Source organism: Streptomyces sp. DSM 15324, from assembly GCF_001514285.1.
Lineage (GTDB): Bacteria > Actinomycetota > Actinomycetes > Streptomycetales > Streptomycetaceae > Streptomyces.
This window is the reverse complement of sequence record NZ_KQ949026.1, coordinates 66,007-89,626: the sequence shown is the minus strand read 5'-3', so window position 1 is coordinate 89,626 and position 23,620 is coordinate 66,007. Positions and strand designations below refer to the sequence as shown.

At 72.5% G+C, this 23,620-nt stretch carries 22 protein-coding genes, 1 pseudogene and 1 riboswitch; of the genes and pseudogenes, 17 read left to right on the top strand and 6 right to left on the bottom strand.

Going from position 1 to position 23,620, the window contains the following annotated elements; translation table 11 throughout:
• Positions 1 to 68 precede the first annotated feature (68 nt).
• The 3 genes and pseudogenes from AQJ58_RS14675 to AQJ58_RS14670 all read left to right on the top strand — a co-directional run bounded on the left by AQJ58_RS14675 (position 69) and on the right by AQJ58_RS14670 (position 2,148).
• The gene (locus tag AQJ58_RS14675) at positions 69 to 1,508 is read left to right on the top strand and encodes a GuaB1 family IMP dehydrogenase-related protein (protein ID WP_067250894.1); all 1,440 of its coding nucleotides are present in this window, start codon (positions 69 to 71) and stop codon (positions 1,506 to 1,508) included.
• A gap of 1 nt (position 1,509) precedes the next feature.
• Positions 1,510 to 1,685: pseudogene (locus AQJ58_RS45340) on the top strand (amino acid permease C-terminal domain-containing protein); the annotation flags it as partial.
• A 10-nt stretch (positions 1,686 to 1,695) separates the two neighbouring features.
• Positions 1,696 to 2,148, top strand: a complete 453-nt coding sequence (locus AQJ58_RS14670; RefSeq protein ID WP_055638498.1) for an Lrp/AsnC family transcriptional regulator — start codon at positions 1,696 to 1,698, stop codon at positions 2,146 to 2,148.
• Positions 2,149 to 2,448: 300 nt separating this feature from the next.
• Here the strand turns inward: AQJ58_RS14670 and AQJ58_RS14665 are convergent, their stop codons facing one another.
• On the bottom strand, positions 2,449 to 3,189 hold the full coding sequence (locus tag AQJ58_RS14665) for a GntR family transcriptional regulator (protein ID WP_067249951.1): 741 nt from the start codon (positions 3,187 to 3,189) through the stop codon (positions 2,449 to 2,451).
• A 222-nt stretch (positions 3,190 to 3,411) separates the two neighbouring features.
• Between AQJ58_RS14665 and AQJ58_RS14660 the strand changes: the two genes are divergently transcribed.
• From AQJ58_RS14660 to AQJ58_RS14625, 8 genes are all read left to right on the top strand, one after another.
• The gene (locus AQJ58_RS14660) at positions 3,412 to 4,557 is read left to right on the top strand and encodes an ABC transporter substrate-binding protein (RefSeq protein ID WP_067249949.1); all 1,146 of its coding nucleotides are present in this window, start codon (positions 3,412 to 3,414) and stop codon (positions 4,555 to 4,557) included.
• Positions 4,554 to 5,450 (top strand): ABC transporter permease, encoded by an 897-nt coding sequence (locus tag AQJ58_RS14655; RefSeq protein WP_067249946.1) that lies wholly within the window; start codon positions 4,554 to 4,556, stop codon positions 5,448 to 5,450. The genes AQJ58_RS14660 and AQJ58_RS14655 overlap by 4 nt, the downstream gene beginning before the upstream one ends.
• A complete protein-coding gene (locus tag AQJ58_RS14650; RefSeq protein ID WP_067249943.1) occupies positions 5,438 to 6,250 on the top strand; it encodes an ABC transporter permease in 813 nt (270 codons plus the stop codon). Before AQJ58_RS14655 ends, AQJ58_RS14650 begins: the two co-directional genes overlap by 13 nt.
• 3 nt (positions 6,251 to 6,253) lie before the next feature.
• Positions 6,254 to 7,327 carry an ABC transporter ATP-binding protein gene (locus AQJ58_RS14645; protein WP_079078926.1) on the top strand — a complete coding sequence of 358 codons (1,074 nt, stop codon included), beginning with the start codon at positions 6,254 to 6,256 and terminating at the stop codon, positions 7,325 to 7,327.
• Positions 7,328 to 7,415: 88 nt separating this feature from the next.
• A complete protein-coding gene (locus AQJ58_RS14640; protein WP_067250888.1) occupies positions 7,416 to 8,882 on the top strand; it encodes an HAD-IA family hydrolase in 1,467 nt (488 codons plus the stop codon).
• 55 nt (positions 8,883 to 8,937) lie between these two features.
• A complete protein-coding gene (locus AQJ58_RS14635) occupies positions 8,938 to 10,080 on the top strand; it encodes an MFS transporter (protein ID WP_067249940.1) in 1,143 nt (380 codons plus the stop codon).
• Positions 10,081 to 10,369: 289 nt separating this feature from the next.
• Positions 10,370 to 11,149 (top strand): carbon-nitrogen hydrolase family protein, encoded by a 780-nt coding sequence (locus tag AQJ58_RS14630; RefSeq protein WP_067249938.1) that lies wholly within the window; start codon positions 10,370 to 10,372, stop codon positions 11,147 to 11,149.
• Between the two features lie 45 nt (positions 11,150 to 11,194).
• Complete coding sequence (locus AQJ58_RS14625) at positions 11,195 to 12,898, top strand: flavin monoamine oxidase family protein (protein WP_067249935.1); 1,704 nt, start codon at positions 11,195 to 11,197, stop codon at positions 12,896 to 12,898.
• Positions 12,899 to 12,952: 54 nt separating this feature from the next.
• Here AQJ58_RS14625 and AQJ58_RS14620 read toward each other — a convergent pair whose 3' ends face one another.
• Positions 12,953 to 13,798, bottom strand: coding sequence for an oxidoreductase (locus tag AQJ58_RS14620; protein WP_067250885.1), 846 nt, complete (start codon positions 13,796 to 13,798; stop codon positions 12,953 to 12,955).
• A 106-nt stretch (positions 13,799 to 13,904) separates the two neighbouring features.
• Here AQJ58_RS14620 and AQJ58_RS14615 point away from each other — a divergent pair, with 106 nt between their 5' ends.
• Complete coding sequence (locus AQJ58_RS14615) at positions 13,905 to 14,819, top strand: LysR family transcriptional regulator (RefSeq protein WP_067249933.1); 915 nt, start codon at positions 13,905 to 13,907, stop codon at positions 14,817 to 14,819.
• Positions 14,820 to 14,827: 8 nt separating this feature from the next.
• Here AQJ58_RS14615 and AQJ58_RS14610 read toward each other — a convergent pair whose 3' ends face one another.
• The gene (locus AQJ58_RS14610) at positions 14,828 to 15,484 is read right to left on the bottom strand and encodes a DUF5995 family protein (RefSeq protein WP_267892058.1); all 657 of its coding nucleotides are present in this window, start codon (positions 15,482 to 15,484) and stop codon (positions 14,828 to 14,830) included.
• A gap of 291 nt (positions 15,485 to 15,775) precedes the next feature.
• Here AQJ58_RS14610 and AQJ58_RS14605 point away from each other — a divergent pair, with 291 nt between their 5' ends.
• Complete coding sequence (locus AQJ58_RS14605) at positions 15,776 to 16,234, top strand: acyl-CoA thioesterase (RefSeq protein WP_067249929.1); 459 nt, start codon at positions 15,776 to 15,778, stop codon at positions 16,232 to 16,234.
• Here the strand turns inward: AQJ58_RS14605 and AQJ58_RS14600 are convergent.
• Positions 16,194 to 17,405 carry an MFS transporter gene (locus tag AQJ58_RS14600; RefSeq protein ID WP_067249927.1) on the bottom strand — a complete coding sequence of 404 codons (1,212 nt, stop codon included), beginning with the start codon at positions 17,403 to 17,405 and terminating at the stop codon, positions 16,194 to 16,196. The genes AQJ58_RS14605 and AQJ58_RS14600 overlap by 41 nt on opposite strands.
• Before the next feature lie 125 nt (positions 17,406 to 17,530).
• On the opposite strand from AQJ58_RS14600, the gene AQJ58_RS14595 reads away from it, so the two are divergent.
• Positions 17,531 to 18,715: an ROK family transcriptional regulator gene (locus tag AQJ58_RS14595; RefSeq protein ID WP_067249925.1), complete on the top strand. Its 1,185-nt coding sequence runs from the start codon at positions 17,531 to 17,533 to the stop codon at positions 18,713 to 18,715.
• A 59-nt stretch (positions 18,716 to 18,774) separates the two neighbouring features.
• Here AQJ58_RS14595 and AQJ58_RS14590 read toward each other — a convergent pair whose 3' ends face one another.
• Together AQJ58_RS14590 and AQJ58_RS14585 are read right to left on the bottom strand one after the other, a co-directional pair.
• Complete coding sequence (locus tag AQJ58_RS14590) at positions 18,775 to 19,524, bottom strand: SDR family oxidoreductase (protein ID WP_067249923.1); 750 nt, start codon at positions 19,522 to 19,524, stop codon at positions 18,775 to 18,777.
• Between the two features lie 99 nt (positions 19,525 to 19,623).
• Positions 19,624 to 20,508, bottom strand: a complete 885-nt coding sequence (locus AQJ58_RS14585; protein ID WP_067249921.1) for an RNA polymerase sigma-70 factor — start codon at positions 20,506 to 20,508, stop codon at positions 19,624 to 19,626.
• A gap of 291 nt (positions 20,509 to 20,799) precedes the next feature.
• A riboswitch (FMN riboswitch) is annotated at positions 20,800 to 20,930 on the top strand.
• A 148-nt stretch (positions 20,931 to 21,078) separates the two neighbouring features.
• Between AQJ58_RS14585 and AQJ58_RS14580 the strand changes: the two genes are divergently transcribed.
• From AQJ58_RS14580 to AQJ58_RS14570, 3 genes are read left to right on the top strand one after another with little or no spacing between them, the layout of a single operon-like run.
• A complete protein-coding gene (locus AQJ58_RS14580; RefSeq protein WP_067249918.1) occupies positions 21,079 to 21,687 on the top strand; it encodes a riboflavin synthase in 609 nt (202 codons plus the stop codon).
• Positions 21,684 to 22,325 carry a nicotinamide riboside transporter PnuC gene (gene pnuC / locus AQJ58_RS14575; protein ID WP_067249917.1) on the top strand — a complete coding sequence of 214 codons (642 nt, stop codon included), beginning with the start codon at positions 21,684 to 21,686 and terminating at the stop codon, positions 22,323 to 22,325. Before AQJ58_RS14580 ends, pnuC begins: the two co-directional genes overlap by 4 nt.
• Entirely contained in the window at positions 22,322 to 23,611 is a 1,290-nt protein-coding gene (locus AQJ58_RS14570) for a bifunctional 3,4-dihydroxy-2-butanone-4-phosphate synthase/GTP cyclohydrolase II (protein ID WP_067249914.1), read from the top strand. Before pnuC ends, AQJ58_RS14570 begins: the two co-directional genes overlap by 4 nt.
• Positions 23,612 to 23,620: the final 9 nt, after the last annotated feature.

Sequence of the window (23,620 nt, the reverse complement as noted above, 5' to 3'; positions counted from 1 at the left end):
AAGTACGTGCTCTTCCCCCTGGCTGACCTGTCAGGGGGTCACCTCTGAACGACTGGGATGTGCAGCACGTGCGTTTCCTCAACGACATCCGGCCCGCATACGACCTCACCTACGACGACGTCTTCATGGTGCCGAGCCGCAGCGCGGTCGGGTCGCGGCAGGGAGTGGACCTCTCCTCCCCGGACGGCACGGGCACCACGATCCCGCTGGTCGTCGCCAACATGACGGCCGTCGCCGGACGCCGGATGGCCGAGACGATGGCCCGGCGCGGCGGACTCGTCGTGATCCCGCAGGACATCCCGAACGACGTCGTGACCGATGTGATCACCTGGGTGAAGAGCCGCCACCTGGTGCTGGACACGCCGATCGTGCTCGCTCCGCACCAGACCGTCGCGGACGCCCTGGCGCTGCTGCCCAAGCGCGCGCACAACGCGGGCGTCGTCGTCGACGGGGAGCACCGGCCGGTCGGTGTCGTCACCGACCAGGACCTCAGCGGCGTCGACCGCTTCACCCAGCTCGAGGTCGTCATGTCCCGCGACCTGCTCCTCCTCGACGCCGGCATCGACCCCCGCGAGGCCTTCAACATCCTCGACGCGGCCAACCGGCGCTACGCGCCCGCCGTGGACGAGGACGGCCGCCTCGCCGGCATCCTCACCCGCAAGGGAGCCCTGCGCGCCACGCTGTACACGCCGGCCGTCGACGCGCGGGGCAGGCTGCGCATCGCCGCCGCCGTCGGGATCAACGGCGATGTCGCGGGCAAGGCCAAGGAGCTGCTCGACGCGGGTGTCGACACGCTCGTCATCGACACCGCGCACGGCCACCAGGAGTCGATGATCAGCGCGATCCGCACGGTCCGCGCGCTCGACCCGCAGGTGCCGATCGCGGCGGGCAACATCGTCTCCGCCGAGGGCGTCAGGGACCTGATCGAGGCGGGCGCGGACATCGTCAAGGTCGGTGTCGGCCCCGGTGCCATGTGCACCACCCGGATGATGACCGGAGTGGGCCGGCCGCAGTTCTCGGCCGTGCTGGAGTGCGCCGCCGAGGCGAGGAGGCACGGCAAGCACGTCTGGGCCGACGGCGGTGTCCGCCACCCGCGTGACGTCGCCATGGCGCTGGCCGCCGGGGCGTCCAACGTGATGATCGGGTCGTGGTTCGCGGGGACGTACGAGTCGCCGGGCGACCTTCAGCACGACGCCGACGGGCGGCCGTACAAGGAGTCCTTCGGCATGGCCTCGGCACGGGCCGTCCGCAACCGCACGGCGGAGGAGTCGGCGTACGACCGGGCCCGCAAGGCGCTGTTCGAGGAGGGCATCTCGACGTCGCGGATGTTCCTCGACGCGGGCCGGCCGGGGGTGGAGGACCTGGTGGACTCGATCATCGCGGGTGTGCGGTCCTCCTGCACCTACGCGGGTGCGGGGTCTCTCGCGGAGTTCGCCGAGAAGGCCGTGGTGGGCGTGCAGAGCGCCGCCGGCTATGCGGAGGGCAAGCCGCTGCACGCCAGTTGGTGAGGCCCCCCGGATCCCGCTCGGCCAGCTGGCCGACGCCACCGCATCGGCACGCTGTTCGCGTTCGCGCTGGTGACCTGGGTGGTCTTCGGTGTCTGGATGGCCGTCGGGCTCGTGGTCTACTTCGTGTACGGCCAACGCCGCTCCCGCCTCGCCACACCCGCTCCGCTTGAGAAGTGAACCACCCACCGTGCTGAACGATCTCGACGAACGCATCGTGCACGCCCTCGCCGAGGACGCCCGCCGCTCCTACGCGGACATCGGGCACCTGGTCGGTCTGTCCGCGCCCGCCGTGAAGCGGCGCGTGGACCGGCTGCGGGCGACCGGCGCCATCACCGGTTTCACCGTACGGGTGGATCCGGCGGCGCTCGGCTGGGAGACCGAGGGGTTCGTCGAGATCTATTGCCGGCGCAACACCTCGCCGGAGACCATCCAGCGGGGCCTGGAGCGCTACCAGGAGGTCGTGGCCGCCTCCACCGTCACCGGCGAGGCCGACGCGGTCGCGCAAGTCTTCGCCGCCGACATGCGGCACTTCGAGCGGGTCCTGGAGCGGATCGCGGGGGAGCCCTTCGTGGAGCGGACGAAGTCCGTGCTGGTCCTGTCACCCCTGCTGCGCCGCTTCTCGTCCGGCTCGCCCACCTGAGGTGTTCCCCCGGCGGCGGAACGTCGCCGCCGGGCGCCCCGTCCGAGCACGGCGCGCGCCCGAGCCCATGACGTCCGGTGCCACGCGACCCGGCCCCGGTCCGGGCGGGGTTCGGCCGGGGCAGCCCACGGGGCGTGCGGGGAACCGGTCCGAGGCCGTCGTCCACGGCGTCGCCGACACCGCGCCGCCGACACCGCGCCGCACGGCGGCGGGCGCGGCCGCGAAGAGCGCCGGGTGCTCGTCGACCTGAGGCAGGGCGGCGAAATCCCTGCGCGTCTCCTGCCCCGGCGCGCGGGGCCGTCAGTCGGCGGTCTTGCGTGCCAGCGCGTTGTTGCCGATCGAGTTGTGGACGCTGAAGCTCACCGCGTCCGAGCGGTAGCGGTCGTCGGACCACTCCACGGGGCGGCCCTCATGGGTCGTGGTGACCCGGCGGACCCGCAGCAGCGGGCTGGTGCGGCGCACCCCGAGGAGTTCCGCGTCCTGGGCGCCCGCCGCCACCGCGTCGATGACGTGCTCGCCGTACGCGAAGACCAGACCGGTGTCGTCCAGGAGCCGCTGGGTCACCGAGGGGCAGTCGGGCTCGATCGGCTCGACGGCGGGGGAGATCCAGTCGGCGTACACGGTCCGCTCCAGCAGCACCGGCTCGCCGTCCAGTCCGCGCACCCGCAGGACGTGCAGCACCGGGGTGCCGAGGGGGAGTTGGAGGCGGACGGCGTCCTCGTGGCCGGCCGGTTCGTACCGCTGGGCCACCACCTGCCCGGTCGCCTCGCGGCCCATCGCCCGCGCCCACTCGGCGAAGCTGCGCAGTTCCGCGAAGCTCTGGCTGCGGCGGCTGGCCAGCACCACCCGCCGGGCGCCCTGACGTGAGCCGATGAGTCCCTCGGCGGTCAGCGCCGCCACGGCCTGGCGGACCGTCCCGCGCGAGACTCCGTAGCGGGCCGCGAGGTCGGTCTCGGCGGGCAGCCGGGCGCCCACCGCGTACTCCTCGCGGTCGATCGCCCGGCGCAGTGCGTCGGCGATCTCCTCGTGTCGGGCCGCCATGCTTTCCCTTCGCTCCAGCTGCTGTGCACAGCCTGACCAGCCTAGTCGACATCGAAACGTGAGGGACGACAGCCCGGAGTGTCCGCGAAATAAGGGATCAGGGTTTCGCCGGAGTTTACCGGGGGGACATCAGCGGCGTGGTTACTGGGGCCAACTTGTTCAGACAAGTTAGCCCCGCCTCCTGATCTCCCGCACCCTCGCGCGTCGTCCCCTGGAGAAGCCGTGACCGTGTCCCTGCCGAGAACCGCAGCCCTCGGTGTCCTCGCCGCCCTCGCCCTGAGCGCCTGTGGCGCCGCCCCCGACAACTCCACGACCACCGCCGACGGCAAGAACGCCGCCACGGCCACCTCCGCCGCCGACTTCGGGGGCCTCGACGCCCTGGTGAAGGCGGCGAAGAAGGAGGGCAAGCTCAACGCCATCGCGCTGCCCCGCGACTGGGCCAACTACGGTGCCCTCATCGACGGCTTCGAGAAGAAGTACGGCATCAAGATCGCCGTCGAGAACCCGGACGGCTCCAGCCAGGACGAGATCAACGCCGTGACCTCCCGCAAGGGCCAGGACCGCGCGCCGGACGTCCTCGACCTCGGCAGCTCCTTCGCCCTGAGCGCCGCCCAGCAGGGGCTGCTCGCCCCGTACAAGGTCGCCTCGTTCGCCGACATCCCCGAGGGCCAGAAGGACGCCCAGGCCCGCTGGTACAACGACTACGGCGGCTACATCTCCATCGGCTGCGACGCCAAGCGCGTCAAGACCTGCCCGACCACGTTCGCCGACCTGCTCAAGCCGCAGTACAAGGGCCAGGTCGCCCTCAACGGCAACCCCACCAAGTCCGGCTCCGCCTTCGGCGGCGTCTACGCCGCGGCGCTCGCGAACGGCGGCTCCTTCGACGACATCCAGCCCGGCCTCGACTTCTTCGCCAAGCTGAAGAAGAACGGCAACTACACGCCCGTCGAGTCCACCCCGGCCACCGTCGAGAAGGGCGAGACCCCGATCAGCATCGACTGGGACTACCTCAACGCCGGGTACGCCGACGAGTTCAAGACCAAGGGCGTCGACTGGAAGGTCGCCGTCCCGACCGACGGCCAGTTCTCCCAGTTCTACTCCCAGGCCGTCAACAAGGACGCCCCGCACCCGGCGGCCGCCCGCCTGTGGCAGGAGTACCTCTACAGCGCCGAGGGCCAGAACCTCTGGCTCAAGGGCTACGCCCGCCCCGTCCTGATGACCGCCCTGGAGAAGGCCGGCACCCTCGACAAGACGGCCGCCGCCAAGCTGCCCGAGGTCTCCGGCACGCCGGCCTTCCCGACCGAGGACCAGCAGAGCAAGGCCAAGACGGTGCTCGGCCAGGGCTGGGCGAAGGCCGTCTCCGGATGACCGCCACCGCCGTACGGGTCGACACGGCGCCCGCCGCTGCGGTGAAGCGGCGGCGCCGGTCGCTCGGCTGGCTCGCGGTCGTCCCGCTGCTCGCCTTCACCGCGCTCGCCTTCGGGCTGCCCGCCCTGGCCATGCTCGACGGCGCGTTCAGCGCCAAGGACCCGGCCACCGGCGCCACCTCCTACACCACCGGCAATCTGACGGCCTCGCTCCAGGGGGCGTACCTGACCGCCCTGCTCGGCAGCGTCAAGCTGTCGGCCGTCTCCGCCGCCCTCGGCGCCCTGTGCGGGCTGCCGCTCGCCCAGGCCGTCGTCACCTCCCGGTTCCGCGCCCTGCGCGAGGCCGTGCTCACCGCCTCCGGAGTGCTCGCCAACTTCGGCGGCGTCCCGCTGGCCTTCGCCTTCGTCGCCACCCTCGGCAACGCGGGCGTGCTCACCCGGCACCTGGGCCTCACGGACAAGGGCTGGGACCTCTACAGCTTCTGGGGCCTGGTCATCGTCTACCTGTACTTCCTGATCCCGCTGATGGTCCTCACCATCACGCCGGCTTTGGAGGGACTGCGCATCCAGTGGCGCGAGGCCGCCCAGAACAACGGCGCGACGCCCGTGCAGTACTGGCGGCACGTGGCCCTGCCCGTGCTGCTGCCCTCGCTGCTCGGCGGGCTCGTGCTGCTGTTTGGCAGCGCTTTCGCCGCGTACGCCACCGCCGCCGCGATGGTCGGCAGCTCCATCCCGCTGGTCACCCTGCAGATCGCCGACGCCATCTCCGGCAACGTCCTGGTCGGCCAGGAGAACGTGGCGCTCGCCCTCAGCCTCGACATGGTCCTGGTCGCCGGTCTGGTCATGGCCGTGTACCTGCCCCTGCAACGGAGGAGCGCGCGATGGCTCGCCTGATCCTGTGGCGGTGGGGCGTCCTCGGCCTCGCCGGACTGTACTTCCTGGTCCCGCTCGCCGCGTCCGTCGTCTTCACCGTCGACGTGCCCGGCCAGGGGATCACCTTCGACGCCTACACCCAGATCTTCACCACCGACGGCTTCACCTCCAGCCTGCTGCTCTCGCTGGAACTGGCCGCCGCCACCATCGCCGTCGTCCTGCTGCTGATGGTGCCCGCCATGGTCGCGCTGCGGCTCACCGCGCCCCGGCTGCGGCCGGTCGTCGAGGTGGTGTGCTCGCTGCCGCTCGTCGTCCCGCCGATCGCGTTCGTCGCCGGCATCGGGACCGTGCTCAAGTGGGGGCCGGAACACCTCTCCCGCACCCCGCTGTTCCAGACCTTCGTGGCGATCCAGAACCCGGACTTCCCCGTGGTGCTCGTCCTCGCGTACGTCGTGATGGCGCTGCCGTTCGTGTACCGGGCCCTGGACGCCGGACTGCGCGCCGTCGACGTCCGCACCCTCGTCGAGGCCGCCCGCAGCTGCGGCGCCGGCTGGCCGCAGGCGCTGGTCCAGGCCGTCCTGCCCAATCTGCGCGGGGCCCTGCTCAACGCCTCCTTCCTCACCCTGGCCCTGGTGCTCGGCGAGTTCACCGTGGCCCAGCTGCTGGGCTTCCAGCCCTTCGCCGTGTGGATCGTGAACGTCAGCGGCTCCCAGGCCCAGCTCTCCGTCGCCGTGTCCGTGCTGAGCCTGCTCGTGACATGGGTCCTGCTCCTCGCGCTCGCCGGTGCCGGCGGGCGTACCCGAACCGCATCCCGGGGATGAACCATGACCGTGACCGCGCCCGACAAGACGGCGACGACCGCAGCCACCGTGGAATTCCGGGGTCTGCGCAGGGAGTTCGGGCCCACCGTCGCCCTGGACGGACTCGACCTGACCGTCCGCCCCGGTGAACTCCTCGCCCTGCTCGGCCCTTCCGGCTGCGGCAAGACCACCGCGCTGCGCATGCTCGCCGGTTTCGAGCATCCCGACTCCGGTGCGGTGCTGATCGACGGCGAGGACGTCACCCGGGTCCCGGCCCACCGCCGCGACGCCGGGATGGTCTTCCAGTCGTACAGTCTCTTCCCGCACCTCGACGCGCGCGACAACGTGGCCTTCGGACTGCGCATGCGGGGGGTCCGCACCGCCGAACGGCGCTCCCGCGCCGCCGAGTTGCTGGAGCTGGTCGGTCTCGCCGACAAGGGGGGCCGGTTCCCGCACCAGCTCTCCGGCGGCCAGCAGCAGCGCGTCGCCCTGGCCCGCGCCCTCGCCCTGCGCCCCCGCGTCCTGCTCCTCGACGAGCCGCTGTCCGCACTGGACGCCAAGGTGCGGCTGAGCCTGCGCGAGGAGATCCGCCGGCTCCAGCAGGACCTCGGCATCACCACCCTGTTCGTCACCCACGACCAGGAGGAGGCCCTGTCCATGGCGGACCGGGTCGCCGTGATGCACGCCGGCCGGCTCGAACAGTGCGCCCCGCCCGCCGAGCTGTACGGCCGGCCCGCGACCGCCTTCGTCGCCGAGTTCGTCGGCACCATGAGCCGCATACCCGGTCGGCTCGCCGACGGCGGCGTCGAGGTGCTCGGGCAGCGGCTGCCCGTCGACGGCCCGGTGCCGGCCGGCCCGGACGTCGACGTGCTGGTGCGGCCCGAGGCGGTCGGCGTGCGCGCCGACGATGACGGGTCGGCCCGGGTGGTCGCCACCTCCTTCCTGGGCGCCGCCGTCCGCGTCACCGTCCGGCTCGCCGACGGCACCGAGGCGAAGGCCGACCTGCCCGCACACGAGGCCGGCGGCCTCGGCGCGGGGGCAGCCGTCACCGTGTCGCTCCCCGAGCGGCCGGTCCTGGTCGCCGAACGCACCCCCTGACCCCCTCCTCGCATCCCCCACCACGCAGAACCTGCATCCCCCACCGCGCAGAACCCGCATCCCCCCACCGCACAGAAAGAGAGTGACCGTGACGCGACTCCCGCTCCAGGCCGTCCTGTTCGACATGGACGGCACGCTCGTCGACACCGAGCGGCTGTGGTGGGAGGCGGTGGAAAGAGTGGCCGGCCGGCCCCTGACCGAAGCAGACCAGCCGGAGGTGCTCGGCCGGCCCGTGGAGCACACCGCCGACTGGCTGGCCGCCACCACGGGCCGGCCGGCCGCGGAGCTCGCCGACACCCTCCACCGGGAGTTCGCCGACCGGGTGCGCACCGGCATCGTGCCCCGCCCCGGCGCCCTCGCCCTGCTCGACGCCCTGGCCCGGGACGGCGTGCCCACCGCCCTGGTCACCGCCTCCCCCCGGGCCGTCGCCGACACCGTCCTCGACGCGCTCGGCGCCCACCGCTTCGCGATCTCCGTGACCGCCGACGACACCGAGCGCACCAAGCCCGCTCCCGACCCCTACCTCGCCGCCTGCCGCGCCCTCGGCGTCCACCCCTCGGCCTGCGTGGCCGTCGAGGACACCGAGACCGGGGTCGCCTCCGCCGAGGCGGCGGGGTGCGCCGTCCTCGCGGTGCCCTCGCTGGCCCCCATCGGTGCCGCCCCCGGCCGGACCGTGCTGACCAGCCTGGAGGACGTGACCCCCGAGCGGCTGCGCACGCTGACCCCGCCCCGCCTGCGGGTCATGACCTGGAACCTCTGGTACGGCGGCACCAAGGTCCACGACCACCGGGCCAAACAGCTCAAGGCGATCACCGAGACCGAGGCGGACGTGGTCGGCCTCCAGGAGACGTACGGCACCGCCGCCGGGGAACTCGCCGAGGCGCTCGGCTGGCATCACCACCGGGCCGGGGAGAACCTCGGCGTGATCAGCCGCTATCCGATCACCGCCGTCCTCGGCGACCCCGGCGTGGGCTTCTACGGCGCGGCCGGGGTCCGGCTCGACGTGGGGGGCACCGAGGTCGACGTGTGGACGGTCCACCTGGACTACACGCCGTACGGCCCCTACGAGGCGGCCTTCGACGGGTTGCCGGCGGCCGAGCTGATCGCCCACGAGGAGGTGCGGCTCGCCCAGATGAAGGACGCTCTCGGCCGGCTCGACCCCGCGCTGCCGGTCGTCCTCGTCGGCGACTTCAACAGCCCCTCCCACCTGGACCGGCCGGACGTCGCGTGGCCGGTGACCGCCGCCGCCGAACGCGCGGGCCTCGCCGACTCCTACCGCGAGGCCCACCCCGACCCCGTCAGGGACCCGGGACACACCTGGTCCCCGGTGCACGCCGAGCACGAGGACGGCAGCGGCCGCCCCGAGCCCCAGGACCGGATCGACTTCGTGCTCCACCGGGGCCTGCGGGTGCTGGACTCCCGGACGTACGTCAGCGGCGACCCCCGCCCCTGGCCGGACGTCGAGGACAACGACTGGCCCTCCGACCACGCGGCGGTGATCACCACCTTCGCGGTCCCCGGAAAACCGCTGGGCACTGAGCCGGCCGGTGTCTAACATCGGTGGCATGACCTGGCGACATTGATCCACTACCGGCCCCGGCACCCGTCGACTGACCGCCACGCTCTACGCGTACGCGTTCCTCGACGAGTTCGTGCTGCTCTACCCGGTGTACGCGCTGCTGTTCGCGGACACCGGGCTGTCCGTCGGACAGATCTCCTCGCTGTTCGTCCTGTGGTCGCTCACGGGCGTCCTGCTGGAGATCCCCTCCGGCGCCTGGGCGGACGCCTTCTCGCGCCGTCTGCTGCTCTGGCTGGGTCCGCTGCTGGGCGGCGCCGGCTTCGCCCTGTGGGTGCTCTTCCCGTCGTTGTGGGCCTTCGCCGCCGGATTCGTCCTGTGGGGCATCCGCGGAGCACTCGGTTCCGGTGCCCTGGAGGCGCTGGTCTACGAGGAACTGGAGCGGCTCGGCGCGGCGGACCGGTACGCGACTGTCATGGGCCGGTCCCACGCGGCGGGCCAGGTGGCCGTGATGGCGGCGATGGGCCTGGCGGGCCCTGTCTTCGCGGTGGGCGGCTATCCGGCGGTCGGCGCGGCGAGCGTCCTGGCCTGTCTGCTGTGCGCCGCGACGGCGACCCGCTTCCCGGAGCACCGGACCGCCACCGGCCACGAGGAGAGCTGGGCGGCGACCCTGCGGACCGGGCTCGCCGACGCCCGCCGCGACCGTTCGGTGCGCGGCGCCCTGCTGCTCGTCCCGGCCGTGGCCGCGGTGTGGGGCGCCCTCGACGAGTACACCTCGCTGCTGGTGCGGGCCACCGGTGTGCCCGAGGCGGCCGTCCCCTACTGGCTGATGCTGATCTGGACCGCGGTCACGGCCGGCAGCCTGCTGTCCGGCCCCGCCGAACGGCTCGGCCGGACCGGATTCGCCACCCTGCTCACCGGCTCCGCGCTCGCCCTGGGCCTCGGCGCGTCCACCGGCAGCCCGGCCGGCATCGCCCTCGTCGCCCTGGCCTTCGGCGGCTTCCAGCTCGCGACCGTCGTCGCCGACGCCCGGCTCCAGCGGCGCATCGAGGGCACCGGCCGGGCCACCCTCACCTCGGTCGCGAGCCTCGGCACCGAGGTGCTGACCATCGGCGTCTACGGCGCGTACGGCGCGCTGGGCTCGACGCTCCCGCACGGCACGGTGTTCGCGCTGGGCGCGGTGCCGTACCTGGTGACGGCCCTGGCGGTGGCGGTGGGCCGGCGGAGACGCCGGTGAGGTGAGATGCGGGGAGGGGTGGCGCGGTGAGGTGAGGTGCCGGTGAGGTGAGGTGAGGGGTGGTGCGGTGCGGGGCGGTGAGGTGCCGTCGGCGGCGCCGGTGCGGGCGCGCAACGAAGCGGGCGCGCAACGAATCGCCGCATCGCCGCCGGCGTACGCAACGAATCGCTCCCGGGCGCGCAACGGCTCCTGCTTGTCCGGCCGGAGCGCCCGCCCGTACCGTCTAGGAGGCCCCCGAAACGCTCCGGGCGCCCCCTCGAACCCCCCTTCCGCCCGGTGAGGACCCCGCATGCGCACAGCCCTGCTCCAGAGCTCCGGCCGCCCCGGCTCGGTCGTCGAGAACCTCAAGGTCCTCGACGAGGCCGCGGGCCGGGCCGCCGCCGCGGGCGCCGGGCTGCTGGTCGCGCCGGAGCTGTTCCTCACCGGCTACGCGATCGGCGACGACCTCGCGCGCCTCGCCGAGCCCGCCGCCGGCGACTCCGCGGACGCGATCGCCGAACTGGCCGCCCGGCACGGGGTCGCCGTCGCCTACGGCTACCCCGAGCGGTCCGGGGACACCGTGTACAACGCCGCGCAGCTGATCTCCGCCGACGGCACCCGGCTCGCGAACTACCGCAAGACCCATCTCTTCGGCCGCTTCGAGCAGGACCACTTCGTCCCGGGGGAGCAGCCCGTCGTCCAGGCCGAGCTCGGCGGGCTCACCGTCGGCCTCCTGATCTGCTACGACGTCGAGTTCCCGGAGAACGTCCGGGCCCACGCCCTGGCCGGCACCGACCTGCTGCTCGTCCCGACCGCGCAGATGCACCCGTTCCAGTTCGTCGCCGAGTCGATGATCCCGGTGCGCGCCTTCGAGAACCAGCTGTACGTCGCCTACGTCAACCGGGTCGGCCACGAGGGCGAGTTCGAGTTCGTCGGGCTCTCCACCCTCGCCGGTCCCGACGGGGTGGCCCGGGCCCGCGCCGGACGCGGTGAGGAGCTGGTCCTCGCCGACGCCGACCCCGTCGCCCTCGCCGCCTCCCGCGAGGCCAACCCGTATCTGCGGGAACGGCGTCCCGAGCTCTACGTCTGAGCCCCCCGAACTCTCCCGTCGTACGCCGCAAGGAGCCCTCACCCCATGACGTCCATGGTGCCCAACGCCGTCGAGCACACCGACGAGCCGCAGCAGCCCCCGATCACCATGTTCGGCCCGGACTTCCCGTACGCCTACGACGACTTCCTGGCCCACCCGGCGGGCCTCGGCCAGATACCGGCGACCGAGCACGGCACCGAGGTCGCGGTCATCGGCGGCGGACTGTCGGGCATCGTCGCCGCGTACGAGCTGATGAAGATGGGCCTGAAGCCCGTCGTGTACGAGGCCGACCGCATCGGCGGCCGGCTGCGGACCGTCGGGTTCGACGGCGCCGGTGCCGAAGGGCTCACCGCCGAGATGGGCGCGATGCGCTTCCCGCCCTCCTCCACGGCCCTCCAGCACTACATCGACCTGGTCGGGCTCAGGACCAGACCCTTCCCCAACCCCCTTGCCGAGGCGACCCCTTCGACCGTCGTCGACCTCAAGGGCGAGTCCCACTACGCCGAGACGATCGACGACCTCCCGCAGGTCTACCGCGATGTCGCCGAGGCCTGGAGCAAGTGCCTCGAAGAGGGCGCCGACTTCTCCGACATGAACCGCGCGATGCGCGAGCGGGACGTGCCGCGCATCCGCGAGATCTGGGCGAAGCTCGTCGAGAAGCTCGACAACCAGACCTTCTACGGCTTCCTCTGCGACTCCGAGGCCTTCAGGTCGTTCCGGCACCGGGAGATCTTCGGCCAGGTCGGGTTCGGCACCGGCGGCTGGGACACCGACTTCCCCAACTCCATCCTGGAGATCCTCCGCGTCGTCTACACCGAGGCCGACGACCACCACCGCGGGATCGTCGGCGGCTCCCAGCAGCTGCCGGTGCGCCTGTGGGAGCGCGAGCCGGAGAAGATCGTCCACTGGGCGTACGGCACCTCGCTGGCGAGCCTGCACGAGGGCGGCGCGCCCCGGCCGGCCGTGACCCGGCTGCGCCGCACGGCCGGTGACCGGATCACGGTGACCGACGCGAACGGCGACATCCGCACCTACCGGGCGGCGATCTTCACCGCCCAGTCCTGGATGCTGCTGTCGAAGATCGACTGCGACGACTCGCTGTTCCCGATCGACCACTGGACGGCCATCGAGCGCACCCACTACATGGAGTCCTCGAAGCTCTTCGTGCCCGTCGACCGGCCGTTCTGGCTCGACAAGGACGAGGAGACGGGCCGGGACGTCATGTCGATGACGCTCACCGACCGGATGACGCGCGGCACCTACCTGCTCGACGACGGCCCGGGCCGGCCCGCCGTCATCTGTCTCTCCTACACCTGGTGCGACGACAGCCTGAAGTGGCTGCCGCTGTCCGCGAACGAGCGGATGGAGGTCATGCTGAAGTCGCTCGGCGAGATCTACCCGAAGGTCGACATCAGGAAGCACGTCATCGGCAACCCGGTGACCGTCTCCTGGGAGAACGAGCCCTACTTCATGGGCGCGTTCAAGGCCAACCTGCCCGGTCACTACCGCTACCAGCGGCGCCTGTTCACCCACTTCATGCAGGACCGGCTGCCCGCCGACAAGCGGGGCGTCTTCCTCGCGGGCGACGACGTCTCCTGGACGGCGGGCTGGGCCGAGGGTGCCGTCCAGACCGCGCTCAACGCGGTCTGGGGCGTGATGCACCACTTCGGCGGCGCGACCGACGCGACCAACCCGGGACCGGGTGACGTGTACGACGAGATCGCCCCGGTGGAGCTGCCGGAGGACTGAGAACTCCTGACCGAGTCAATTCACCGAGCACAGGGTCCTCCCGTCGCCCCGCCGTCACTCCGTGTCGAAGACCGTTCCCCGGGAGACCTTCTCCCACTCGGTCAGCTCGGCCCGCACGGAGTCCAGGTGCGCGGTCAGGCTGTCGACCGCGTCGCCGCCGAGGGCAAGGCGGAGCGGGGTCTTCTCGGCGTCCAGGGCCAGCCGGATCGCCGCCGCGGCCTTCGCCGGGTCGCCCGGCTGGCTGCCGTCGCTGCCCTGCACCATCTGCCGGGTCGCGCCGACCTTCTCCGCGTACGCCGGATTCTCCTCGGAGAAGTACGCCGCGCCCTTGCCGAACAGGTTGGTACGGAACGCGCCGGGCTCCACGATCAGCACCTTGATGCCGAAGGGCGCCACCTCGTCGGCCAGGCCTTCCGACAGTTGCTCCAGCGCCGCCTTGGTTGCGCTGTATGCGGAGAACCCGGCGAAGGACAGCTGCCCGCCGATGCTGCTGATGTTCACGACCGATCCGCTTCCCCGCTCCCTCATCTGCGGCAGCAGCGCCCGGGTCAGACGTGCGGGGCCGAACACGTGCAGCTCGAACAGGTCACGCAGTTCCCGGTCGGTGGTCTCCTCGAACGCCCCTACCTGGGTGCGGCCGGCGCTGTTCACCAGCACGTTCACCCTGCCGTAGCGGGCGAGGACGTCGGCGGCCACCGCATCGATCCGATCGCCGTCGGTGACGTCCAGGCTGATCGCCTCGACACGGTCCGGGTATGCGGCGACCAGGTCGTCCAGGGCCTCGGTTCGCCGGGCGGTGCCGATCACCGTGTCACCGGCGGCGACCGCGGACTCCGCGATGGCCCGCCCGAAACCGCTGCTCGCACCGGTGACCAGCCAGACCTTGGAGTTCTCGCTCATCGTCATCTCCCTCGTCAATTGCCATGCGCAATATTGCCGTTGGCGGGAATGATTCTTCGTCAGGCACCAGGACGGCGTCCAAGATCCGTTGTGATAGCCATGGGTTATGGATGTACATGCGCGTGATCTGCGCTACTTCACCTCGGTCGCCGAGGAATTGAGCTTCACCCGCGCCGCCGAGCGGTTGTTCATCTCCCAGCCCGCGCTGAGCAAGCAGATACGGATGCTGGAGAAGCAACTCGGCGGGGTTCTGTTCGAACGGGACCGACGGACCGTGCGGTTGACCGCAGTGGGGGAAGCCCTGTTACCGCACGCCCGCGCGGTGCTCGCCGCCTGGCAGGCAGCGGAGGCGGCGGTGGAGGAGGCGAAGACCGCCGAGCGGTGCACTCTGGTGATCGGCATGTCCACCAGCCCGGGCCGCGGGCTGCTGCCCGCTCTGCGGACCCGCCTTGTCTCCCGGCATCCGGACGCGCAGCCCGTCCTGCGCCAGGTCAACTGGGCGGACCCCAGTGCCGGGTTGGCGGATGGATCCAGCGACGTAGCCTTCGTCTGGCTACCGCTGCCGGACGTCGACCGTTACCAGTACGCGGTGGTGGCCCGCGAGCCTCGGCTGGTCGCGATACCGGACGGACACCCCTTGGCGGCGCGGGCCGCGTCCGACCCTGAGGGAAAGGTGGACTTCACCGATCTGCTCGATGAGCCCTTCCTCGCCCTCCCTCCGGAGGCCGGCCCGCTGCGGGACCACTGGCTTGCCCTGGACGCCCGGGACGGTCGAGAGCCGCGGATCGGCGGGGTGGTGGCCAGCGCCGAGGAGACCCACGAGGCGGTCGCCGGCGGCCAGGGTGTGGCACTGCTGGCCACTGGTAACGCTCCGCTGGTCGTCCGGGACGAGGTGATCGCCGTGCCGGTCCGGGGCATCTCCCCGTCTCGACTGGCGGTGGCCGCCTGCCAGGATGACCAACGGACGCTGGTGCTCGCCTACCTTGCCGCGGCGCGGGAGGTCGGGGCCGCAACCTGTTGATCAGGCGCTCAGTCCCGCAGGGGCGTGAGCAGCATGCGCCCGGCGAAACCCACCGCCGCGTCGAGGCGGTCGGCGAACTCCCCGGCGACGTCGGGCAGCTGGCGCAGCGCCCACAGCGCCCGGGCCGCCGTCCAGGTGGCGTCCCGAGCCCGCTCCAGGCTCCAGGAGCCCAGCAGATGGGTGAGCGGATCGGCGATCTGCAGCAGGTCGGGGCCCGGCATGAGCTCCTCGCGAAGGTGTTCCTCCAGCGCCACGAGCAGGTCCCCCACCTGTTCGTACTCGTCCGCCAGATCGGCCGGTTCGCAGCCGAGGTCACGGCAGGCGTCCACGACGGCGAGCGCCAGGTCGTGCCCGATGTGGGCGTTGATGCCGGCCAGGGCGAACTGCAGGGGCCGTACGCCGGGATGGCGGCGCATCTGGAACAGCGGGCGCCAGCAGGCGGGCGGCCGCCGGTCGGTCGCGGCCGCGTCCACCGCGGCCAGATAGCGTTCCGCGAACCGCAGGTCCAGCGTGCGCGCGGCCCGCGCGTCCGGGAAACGGCCGGTGTCGATCCGCAGGTCGACCTCCTGGGTCACGGCGAGGTACACCCGGTTGAAGACCGCGACCCCGTCGTCGGGCGGAAGGGCCGCGTCCAGGGCCCGCATCCGGGCGATCACGTCGTGCACCGTGGCGTCGAGCGTCGCCTCGAGCGTCGGGTCGACGGCCGGGGCGGGGCGTGGGACGAGGACCGTGCCCGGGGACGGGGCGCACTGTTCCGATGGCGGCATGGGGGAAGGGTGGCAGCCGGGGGCCGTCGCGCGCCGCGGCGAGCCGGTCGCTTCCCCGGAACGGGGGAACGGGTCCGCCGCGCCGGGCGCCGGGTGAACGGAAGCGCCGAGGGGAACGGAAGGTGAGCGACCGCTTAGTGACCCCGTACGATGGCGTGGTTGTCCCATACACGCACAGGAGTCCCGCCCGTGACCGTCGAAGCCCCGATCACCCCCGACCTCTCGTACGGCCGGCTGATCCCCGTGACCGTCCACTTCGACGACCTCGACGCGCTCGGCATGCTGCACAACGCCCGCTATCCGCTGCTGGTCGAGCGCGCTTGGACCGCGTTCTGGGAGGCGAACGGCGTCCGCTTCGAGGGCGACTGGGCGGCCGCCGAAGACGCCTGCAACGTGGTCAGGGAACTGCTCATCTCGTACGACGCCCCGGTCACCCGCAGCGGCCCGTACGCCGTCCACCTGTGGCTGGAGCGGCTCGGCACCACGGGGCTGACGTACGGCTTCCGTCTCTGCTCGGCCGACGGCGTCACGACGTACGCCCGCGGGACCCGGGTCCTCGTGCGGCTCGACGCCGCCACGCTGCGGCCGACGCCGTGGAGCGAGGGCTTCAGGGCCGCGGGTCGGGCACTGCTGCGGCCCGCGGACTGACCTTCGCGCCGCCGCGCGCGCCGCCGCGCAGCACGCCCGCGAACACCGCGAGCCCGCACGCCAGCAGCGTCACCACGCCGAACGACACCACCAGGCTGGTCGCCTGCGCCACGCCGCCGATCAGGCTCGGGGCGATCAGCCCGGAGGTGTACGTGATCGTCGCGACGCCGGCGATGGCCTGGCTGGGGTTCGGGCCGCTGTGCCCGGCCGCGGCGAAGCACAGCGGTACGACCACGGCGATCCCGAGCCCCATCAGGCCGAAGCCGGCCATCGCCGCCGCCGGATGCCAGGCGCACACGATCAGCAGTCCGCCCAGCGCGGCCAGCACCCCGCCCGCCCGCACGGTGCGCACCGCGCCGAAGCGGTTCACCACCGCGTCGCCCGCCAGCCGGGCCACCGCCATGGTCAGCATGAAGCCGGTCGTGCAGGCCGCCGCGAGGGCGGCCGAGGCCTCCAGCTGATCGCGCAGATAGACGGCCGACCAGTCCAGGCTCGCCCCCTCCGCGAACACCGCGCAGAACCCGACCGCGCCGATCAGCAGGGCCGAGCGCGGTGGCGGCGCGAAGCGCGGCGGCGGCTCCTCGTCCTCCTGTGGGCGCACGTCCGGCACCCACCGGCAGACCAGCAGGCCGAGGGAGGTCAGGACGGCGGCCGCCAGCGCGTGGTGCACGCGCGCGTCCGCGCCCAGATGCGCCGCGAGCGTCCCGCCCGCCGAGCCGATCAGCGCCCCGACGCTCCACATACCGTGCAGCCCCGACATGATCGACTTGCCCAGCAGCCGCTCCACCTCCACGCCGAGCGCGTTCATCACCACGTCGGCCATGCCCGAGGTCGCGCCGTAGGCGAACATCGCCAGACACAGGGTCAGCAGGTTCGGCGCGAGCGACGGCAGGGCCAGGGAGAGCGTCCACAGGGAGATCAGCAGGCTCAGGGCCGTCCGGGTGCCGAGGCTGTGCGCGAACCGGCCGGCCAGCGGCATCGCGCAGGAGGCGCCGAACGCGGTGAAGGCGAGGGCGAACCCCAGCCGGCCCGCGCTCACCCCCGCGTGGTCCTGGATCCACGGCACCCGGGTGGCGAACGAGCCGGTCACCGCGCCGTGCACGGTGAACACGGCCGCCACGGCGTACCGGGCGCGCCGTACCGCGGACGGTGCCTGGACCACGTCGCTCATTCTTCCGCCCCTCCCGGCCGCGCACCGCTCCGGTGCGGCGCACCGTAAACTATCAGGAACCCTGCCTGATAAAAAGAGAGCGCTCTCGGACCGGCCTCCGTCCGGCCCGTGGGAGGATTCCCCGCATGCCCGCATCGCCGCGCACCGCCCGGGCCATCAACGACCGGCTGGCCCTGCAACTGCTGCAGGACGAAGGTCCGTTGACGGCGGGACGACTCAAGGAACTCACCGGCCTGTCCCGGCCGACGGTCGCCGACCTGGTCGAACGGCTCACGGCCGCCGGACTGATCGAGATCGCCGGGGAGGCGGGGGAGCAGCGGCGCGGCCCGAACGCCAAGCTGTACGGCCTGGTCGCCGACCGCGCCCAGCTGGCCGCGCTGGACGTGCGCACCGAAGGGGTCGCCGTCCTCGTGTCCGACCTGGTCGGCCGGGTCCTGGCGGAGGCCTCCGTGCCGATCGCCGGTGACGTCGGCACGGGTCCCGCCGTGGAGCAGGCGGTGACCCTCGTCGAGCGGACCGTGAAGGAGGCCGGCGTCGACCGGCTGCACACCGTCGGCATCGGCGCGCCCGGGCTGATCGATCCGGCCGGGGGAGAACTGCGCAACTCCATCGGCCTGCCCGCATGGCACCGCCGTCTGGTGGCGGCCCTTCAGGAACGCTTCCCGCACGCGCGCGTGAGCGTCGAGAACGAGACCAACCTCGCCGCCCTCGCCGAGCAGCGGGAGGGCGCCGCCCGGGACCGGGACACCTTCGTCCTGCTCTGGCTCGGCCACGGCACCGGCGCCGCCGTGGTCCTCGACGGCACCCTGCGCCGCGGCGCCTCCGGCGGCACCGGGGAGATAGGTTTCCTTCCGGTCCCGGGGACGGGCGCGCTGCCCTCCGCCGCGGACTGTGAGGGAGGTTTCCATTCCCTGGCCGGCTCGGCGGCGATCACCGCACTGGCGGCGCAGTACGGACTGACGGCCCGGCCGGAGGGGGAGGAGCCGTCCGGGTCGGCAGTGGTCCGGAAGGCGCTGGAGCGGGGCGGCCCCGAGGGGTCGCGGCGCTTCCTCGACGCCCTGGCCGACCGCGTCGCGATCGGGGTCGCCTCGGTCGTCGCCGTCCTCGACCCCGGGTGCGTGGTCCTCGGGGGTGAGACCGGGCGGGCGGGCGGACCGGAGCTGGCCGGGCGGGTGGCCGAGCGGCTCCGCCGCATGACGCCCCTGCCCACCGAGGTCCGGCCGAGCCTGCTGGGCGGCACGGCGGTTCTGCGCGGAGCGCTGCTCACCGCCAGACAGTCCGCCCAGGAGGAGCTCTTCGGCACGCCGTGAGCTTGCGGGCGCACGTGCGTCGGTCAGCCGGCCCTACCGGCCGCGCGCACGCGTGCCGTTCACCGAGCCCCACGCGCGCGTGCCGTCAGGAACTCCTCGAACGTTCCCTTTCCCACCGCCCGTTCCGGGGCCAGGTGGCCGCCCGCGCGGAAGGCCCGGTAGGCCGCGCCGAACAGGGGCAGGTTCACCACCCGGCGGCGCTTGCCGCTTGCCTTCAGATACGCGCGCGCCAGCGACTCGACCGTGCGGACTTCCGGTCCCGCCATGTCCTCCACGCGTCCCGCCGGCGCCCCGGCCGCCAGCTCCGCGAGCCGGTCGGCGACCTCGGCCACCTCCACCGGCTGGTCGCTCACCCCGGCCGGCAGCACCAGCACCGGTACCCTGGCCAGCGCCTCCAGCACCTGGAGCACCAGATCGTGGAACTGGGTCGCGCGCAGCACGGTCCAGCCCAGTCCCGAGTCGGCCACCAGCCGCTCCACGGCCAGCTTCGCCTTGTAGTAGCCGAACGGCACCCGGTCCACCCCGACGATCGAGATGTACACGAGGTGCCGTACCCCTGCCCTCCTGGCCGCCGCGATCAGCTGCGCGGCCGCCTTCTCGTCACCGCCGCGCGGGGTGCTCGCGCAGTGCACGACCGTGTCCACGCCGGTCAGCGCCGCGTGCAGCCCCGGCCCGCCCTCCCGCAGATCGACCGCGTACGGCCGGCTGTGCCGGCTCAGCACCCGCACCTCGTGCCCGTCCGCCCGCAGCCGCTCGGTGACGAGCCTGCCGAGGGTTCCGGTACCGCCGGTCACCAGGATCGTGGTCATGCTGTTCAGCTCCTTCGGACACCGGGGCGCTCCCGGACGGACGCGCCCTTCCACCCGCTGAGACCGAGCGGTGCCCGCCGGATGTGACAGACCCCGCGATCACGCGAGCTGACGTCGTACGAAGTCCAGCTTGTCCGGGTTGAGCACCGCCCGCAGGCCGGTGATCCCGTCCGGACCGCAGTCGAAGCCGATCGCGGCCACCAGGGCGCCGCCGTCCAGGGCGAGCAGCCCCGGCGCGCCGTTGAGCTCGACGGCGGTGTACGTGAAGCCGGCCGCGAAGCTCCGCGAGCCGCCGGCCAGGAACCGCAGCACCTTCTCCCGCCCCTCGATCGGCCTCCGGGCCGCGCTGACCCGGCCCCCGCCGTCGCTCCACCAGGTCACGTCGGCCGCGAGGATCCGTTCCAGACCGGCGAGGTCCCCGTCGCGGGCCGCGGTGAGAAAGGAGGCGACCAGTTCCTCCCGCCGTCGTACGGGAACGTCGAAACGGCCCTCCCCGGCCGCCAGCCGCAGCACCGCCCTCCGGTACAGCTGGCGGCAGTTGGCCTCGGTCAGGTCGAGCACCCCGGCGATCTCGCGGTGGCCGTAGGCGAACGCCTCCCGCAGCACGTACACCGCCCGCTCGGTCGGTGTCAGCCGCTCCAGCAGCACCAGCACCGCGAGCGACACGGCGTCCCGCTGCTCGGCCGACTCCAGCGGGCCGAGCGTGCCGTCGGAGGTGACCACGGGCTCCGGCAGCCAGGGCCCGGCATAGCGCTCCCGCCGCGCCCGCGCCGAGGTCAGGCGAGTCAGACAGAGATGGGTGACGGTCTTCGCGAGCCAGGCCGCCGGGTGGGTGATCGCGGCGCGGTCGGCCCCGCTGAAGCGCAGGTAGGCGTCCTGGACCGCGTCCTCGGCCTCCGCTGCCGACCCGAGCATCCGGTACGCGAGCCGGAACAGCCGGGGACGGTGCGTCTCGAACTCGTCGGCGGTCGCGGGCGTCGTCATGGGCTCACCCTGCCAGAGCCCGGCAGGCGGCCCACGCCGGGAGGCGCGGGCTGGGGAGGCCCGGCGACGGGCAAGGGCCGTCGTCACCGCCGCCGGACGCACTACGTCGACCCTAAGAGGACTAGACCAGTGAGGTCAATAGGTCTGGACCAGCTGCCGTGTGTGCCGGCTGTCCGATCGGCGCGCGATCCGTGCGCGCTCTGCGTGAACCCTCCGCGCCTGTGAGCGAGCCCACACGCTTCGCCCGTATGGACGACGATCGGGCGTGGCACACTGACCCTGTACCTAAAGCAGCGCACTCCGGGGTCGGTGAAAGTCCGAACCGGCGGTTACAGTCCGCGACCCGGTCACTTCCAGTGGCCGGTTGACCAGGTGAAATTCCTGGACCGACGGTTAAAGTCCGGATGGGAGGCAGTGCGCGGCGGGCGGGCATTCGTGCGCGCCGCCGTATGTGTACTCGTCCGCACGGGCGAGTCTGTCGGCGTCGCCTCCGATGTCCCCGCTCGTGTCTGCTGTCGTCATCGACAGGCCCCGGAGTCCGTGCCCGAATGAGGCAGGAGGACCCGGGAAGTGTTCACCGGAATCGTCGAAGAACTGGGTGAGGTCACCGCCGTCGAGCAACTCGGCGACGCCTCCCGTTTCCGGCTCCGCGGCCCCGTCGTCACCGACGGCGCGAAGCACGGCGACTCCATCGCCGTGAACGGGGTCTGTCTCACCGTCGTCGAGCACGAGGGCGACGAGTTCACCGCCGACGTCATGGCCGAGACCCTGGACCGCTCCAGCCTCGGCGCCCTCGCGGTCGGCTCCCGGGTCAACCTCGAACGTCCCACCGCCGTCGGCGCCCGTCTCGGCGGGCACATCGTCCAGGGGCACGTGGACGGCACCGGCCGGGTCCTGGAGCGCAAGCCGTCCGAGAACTGGGAGATCGTCAAGGTCTCCCTCCCGGCCGAACTCGCCCGGTACGTCGTCGAGAAGGGCTCCATCACGGTCGACGGCATCAGCCTCACGGTCGTCGAGGCCGGCCCCGACTTCTTCACCGTCAGCCTCATCCCCACCACCCTCGCGCTCACCACGCTCGGCCTCAAGCAGCCCGGCGACCCGGTCAACCTCGAGGTGGACATCGTCGCCAAGTACGTCGAGCGCCTGCTGACCACCACCCAGCAGGGAGCCGGCCGGTGAACTGGCTGAACTCCGAGGCGTTCGTCGCGTTCGACCAGCGCATCATCTGGTCGGACATGATCGGCAACATCCTCGGCCTGATCACCCTCGCCCTCGGCTGGCGCCGCTCCCTGCTGACCTGGCCGGTCCAGTTCCTCTCCGGCCTGGTCCTGTTCGTCGCCTTCTACGGCCACCTGGCCGGCAGCGCCGGCAAGCAGGTCGTCGTCATGGTCGTCGCCCTGTACGGCTGGTGGCAGTGGAACCGCGACAAGGGACGGTCGGGCGACGGGCACATCGTCCCGCGCTTCGCCACCTGGGCCGAGCGCGCGGCCATGCTCGGCGCCGCCGCCCTCGGCACGGTCGCCGTGGCCCTGCTCTTCAAGGCGTACCCCTCCCTGTCCTGGGACCCGTGGCCCGACGCCTACATCTTCGTCGGCACCGTCGTCGCCATGTACGCCCAGGCGCGAGGCATGGTCGAGTTCTGGATCGCCTGGCTCCTCGTCGACCTGGTCGGCGTCCCCCTCAACTTCGCCAACGGCTATGCCTTCTCCGGCTTCGTCTACGTCATCTACGGCGCGCTCGTCCTGTGGGGCATGCGCGACTGGTGGCTGCGCTCCCGCAAGGCCGCGCGCCCCACCCTGGAAGGAGCGCCGGCATGAGTACGGCACCGATCCTGTACAGCACCGACGGCCTCGACGACCTCAGCCTCGACCCCGTCGAGCAGGCCATCGCCGACATCGCGGCCGGCCGCCCGATCGTGGTCGTCGACGACGAGGACCGCGAGAACGAGGGCGACCTCGTCATCGCCGCCGAGAAGGTCACCCCCGAGATCATCGCGTTCATGATGAGCGAGTGCCGCGGCCTGATCTGCGCCCCCATGGAGAGCGACGAACTCGACCGCCTGAAGCTCCCTCAGATGGTCCAGGACAACACCGAGTCGATGAAGACCGCCTTCACCGTCTCCGTCGACGCCTCCGGGGCGCACGGCGTGACCACCGGGATCTCCGCCTCCGACCGCGCCACCACCCTGAGGCTCCTGGCGAGCGGCGACGCCGAACCGACCGACTTCGTCCGCCCCGGCCACATCTTCCCGCTGCGCGCCCGCTCCGGCGGCGTCCTGACCCGCAACGGCCACACCGAGGCCGCCGTCGACCTCGCCCGCCTCGCGGGACTGCGCCCGGCCGGCGCGATCGTCGAGATCGCCGGCGAGGACGGCCGGATGCTCCGGCTGCCCGAACTGATCCCGTTCGCCCGCAAGCACGGCCTGACGATCATCTCCATCGAGGACCTGATCGCCTACCGCCGCAGCGCCGAGCCGACCGTCCGGCGCGAGGCCGAGACCCGGCTGCCCACCGTCCACGGCACCTTCACCGCGTACGGCTACCGCTCCACCGCCGACGGCGTCGAGCACGTCGCCCTCGTCCACGGCGAGCTCGGCGACGGCGAGGACGTCCTGGTCCGGGTCCACTCCGAATGCCTCACCGGGGACATCTTCGCCTCCCAGCGCTGCGACTGCGGCCCCCAGCTCGACGCCTCCCTGGAGCGCATCCAGAGCGAGGGCCGGGGCGTCGTCGTCTACCTGCGCGGCCACGAGGGGCGCGGCATCGGCCTGCTGTCCAAGCTGCGGGCCTACGAGCTCCAGGAGCAGGGCCACGACACCCTCGACGCCAACCTCGAACTGGGCCTGCCCGCCGACGCCCGTGACTACGGGGCGGGCGCGCAGATCCTCGCCGACCTCGGTGTGCGCAGCGTCCGTCTGATGACCAACAACCCCGACAAGAGCGACGCGCTCGTCCGGCACGGCCTGAAGGTCACCGACCGGGTGCCGATGCCCGTCCAGGCGGGCGAGCACAACATCCGCTACCTGCGCACCAAGCGGGACCGGATGGGACACGACCTGCCCTGGCTGGACACGGCCCCCGTGTCCCCCTGCGGCAACCAGTAAGCAAGAAAC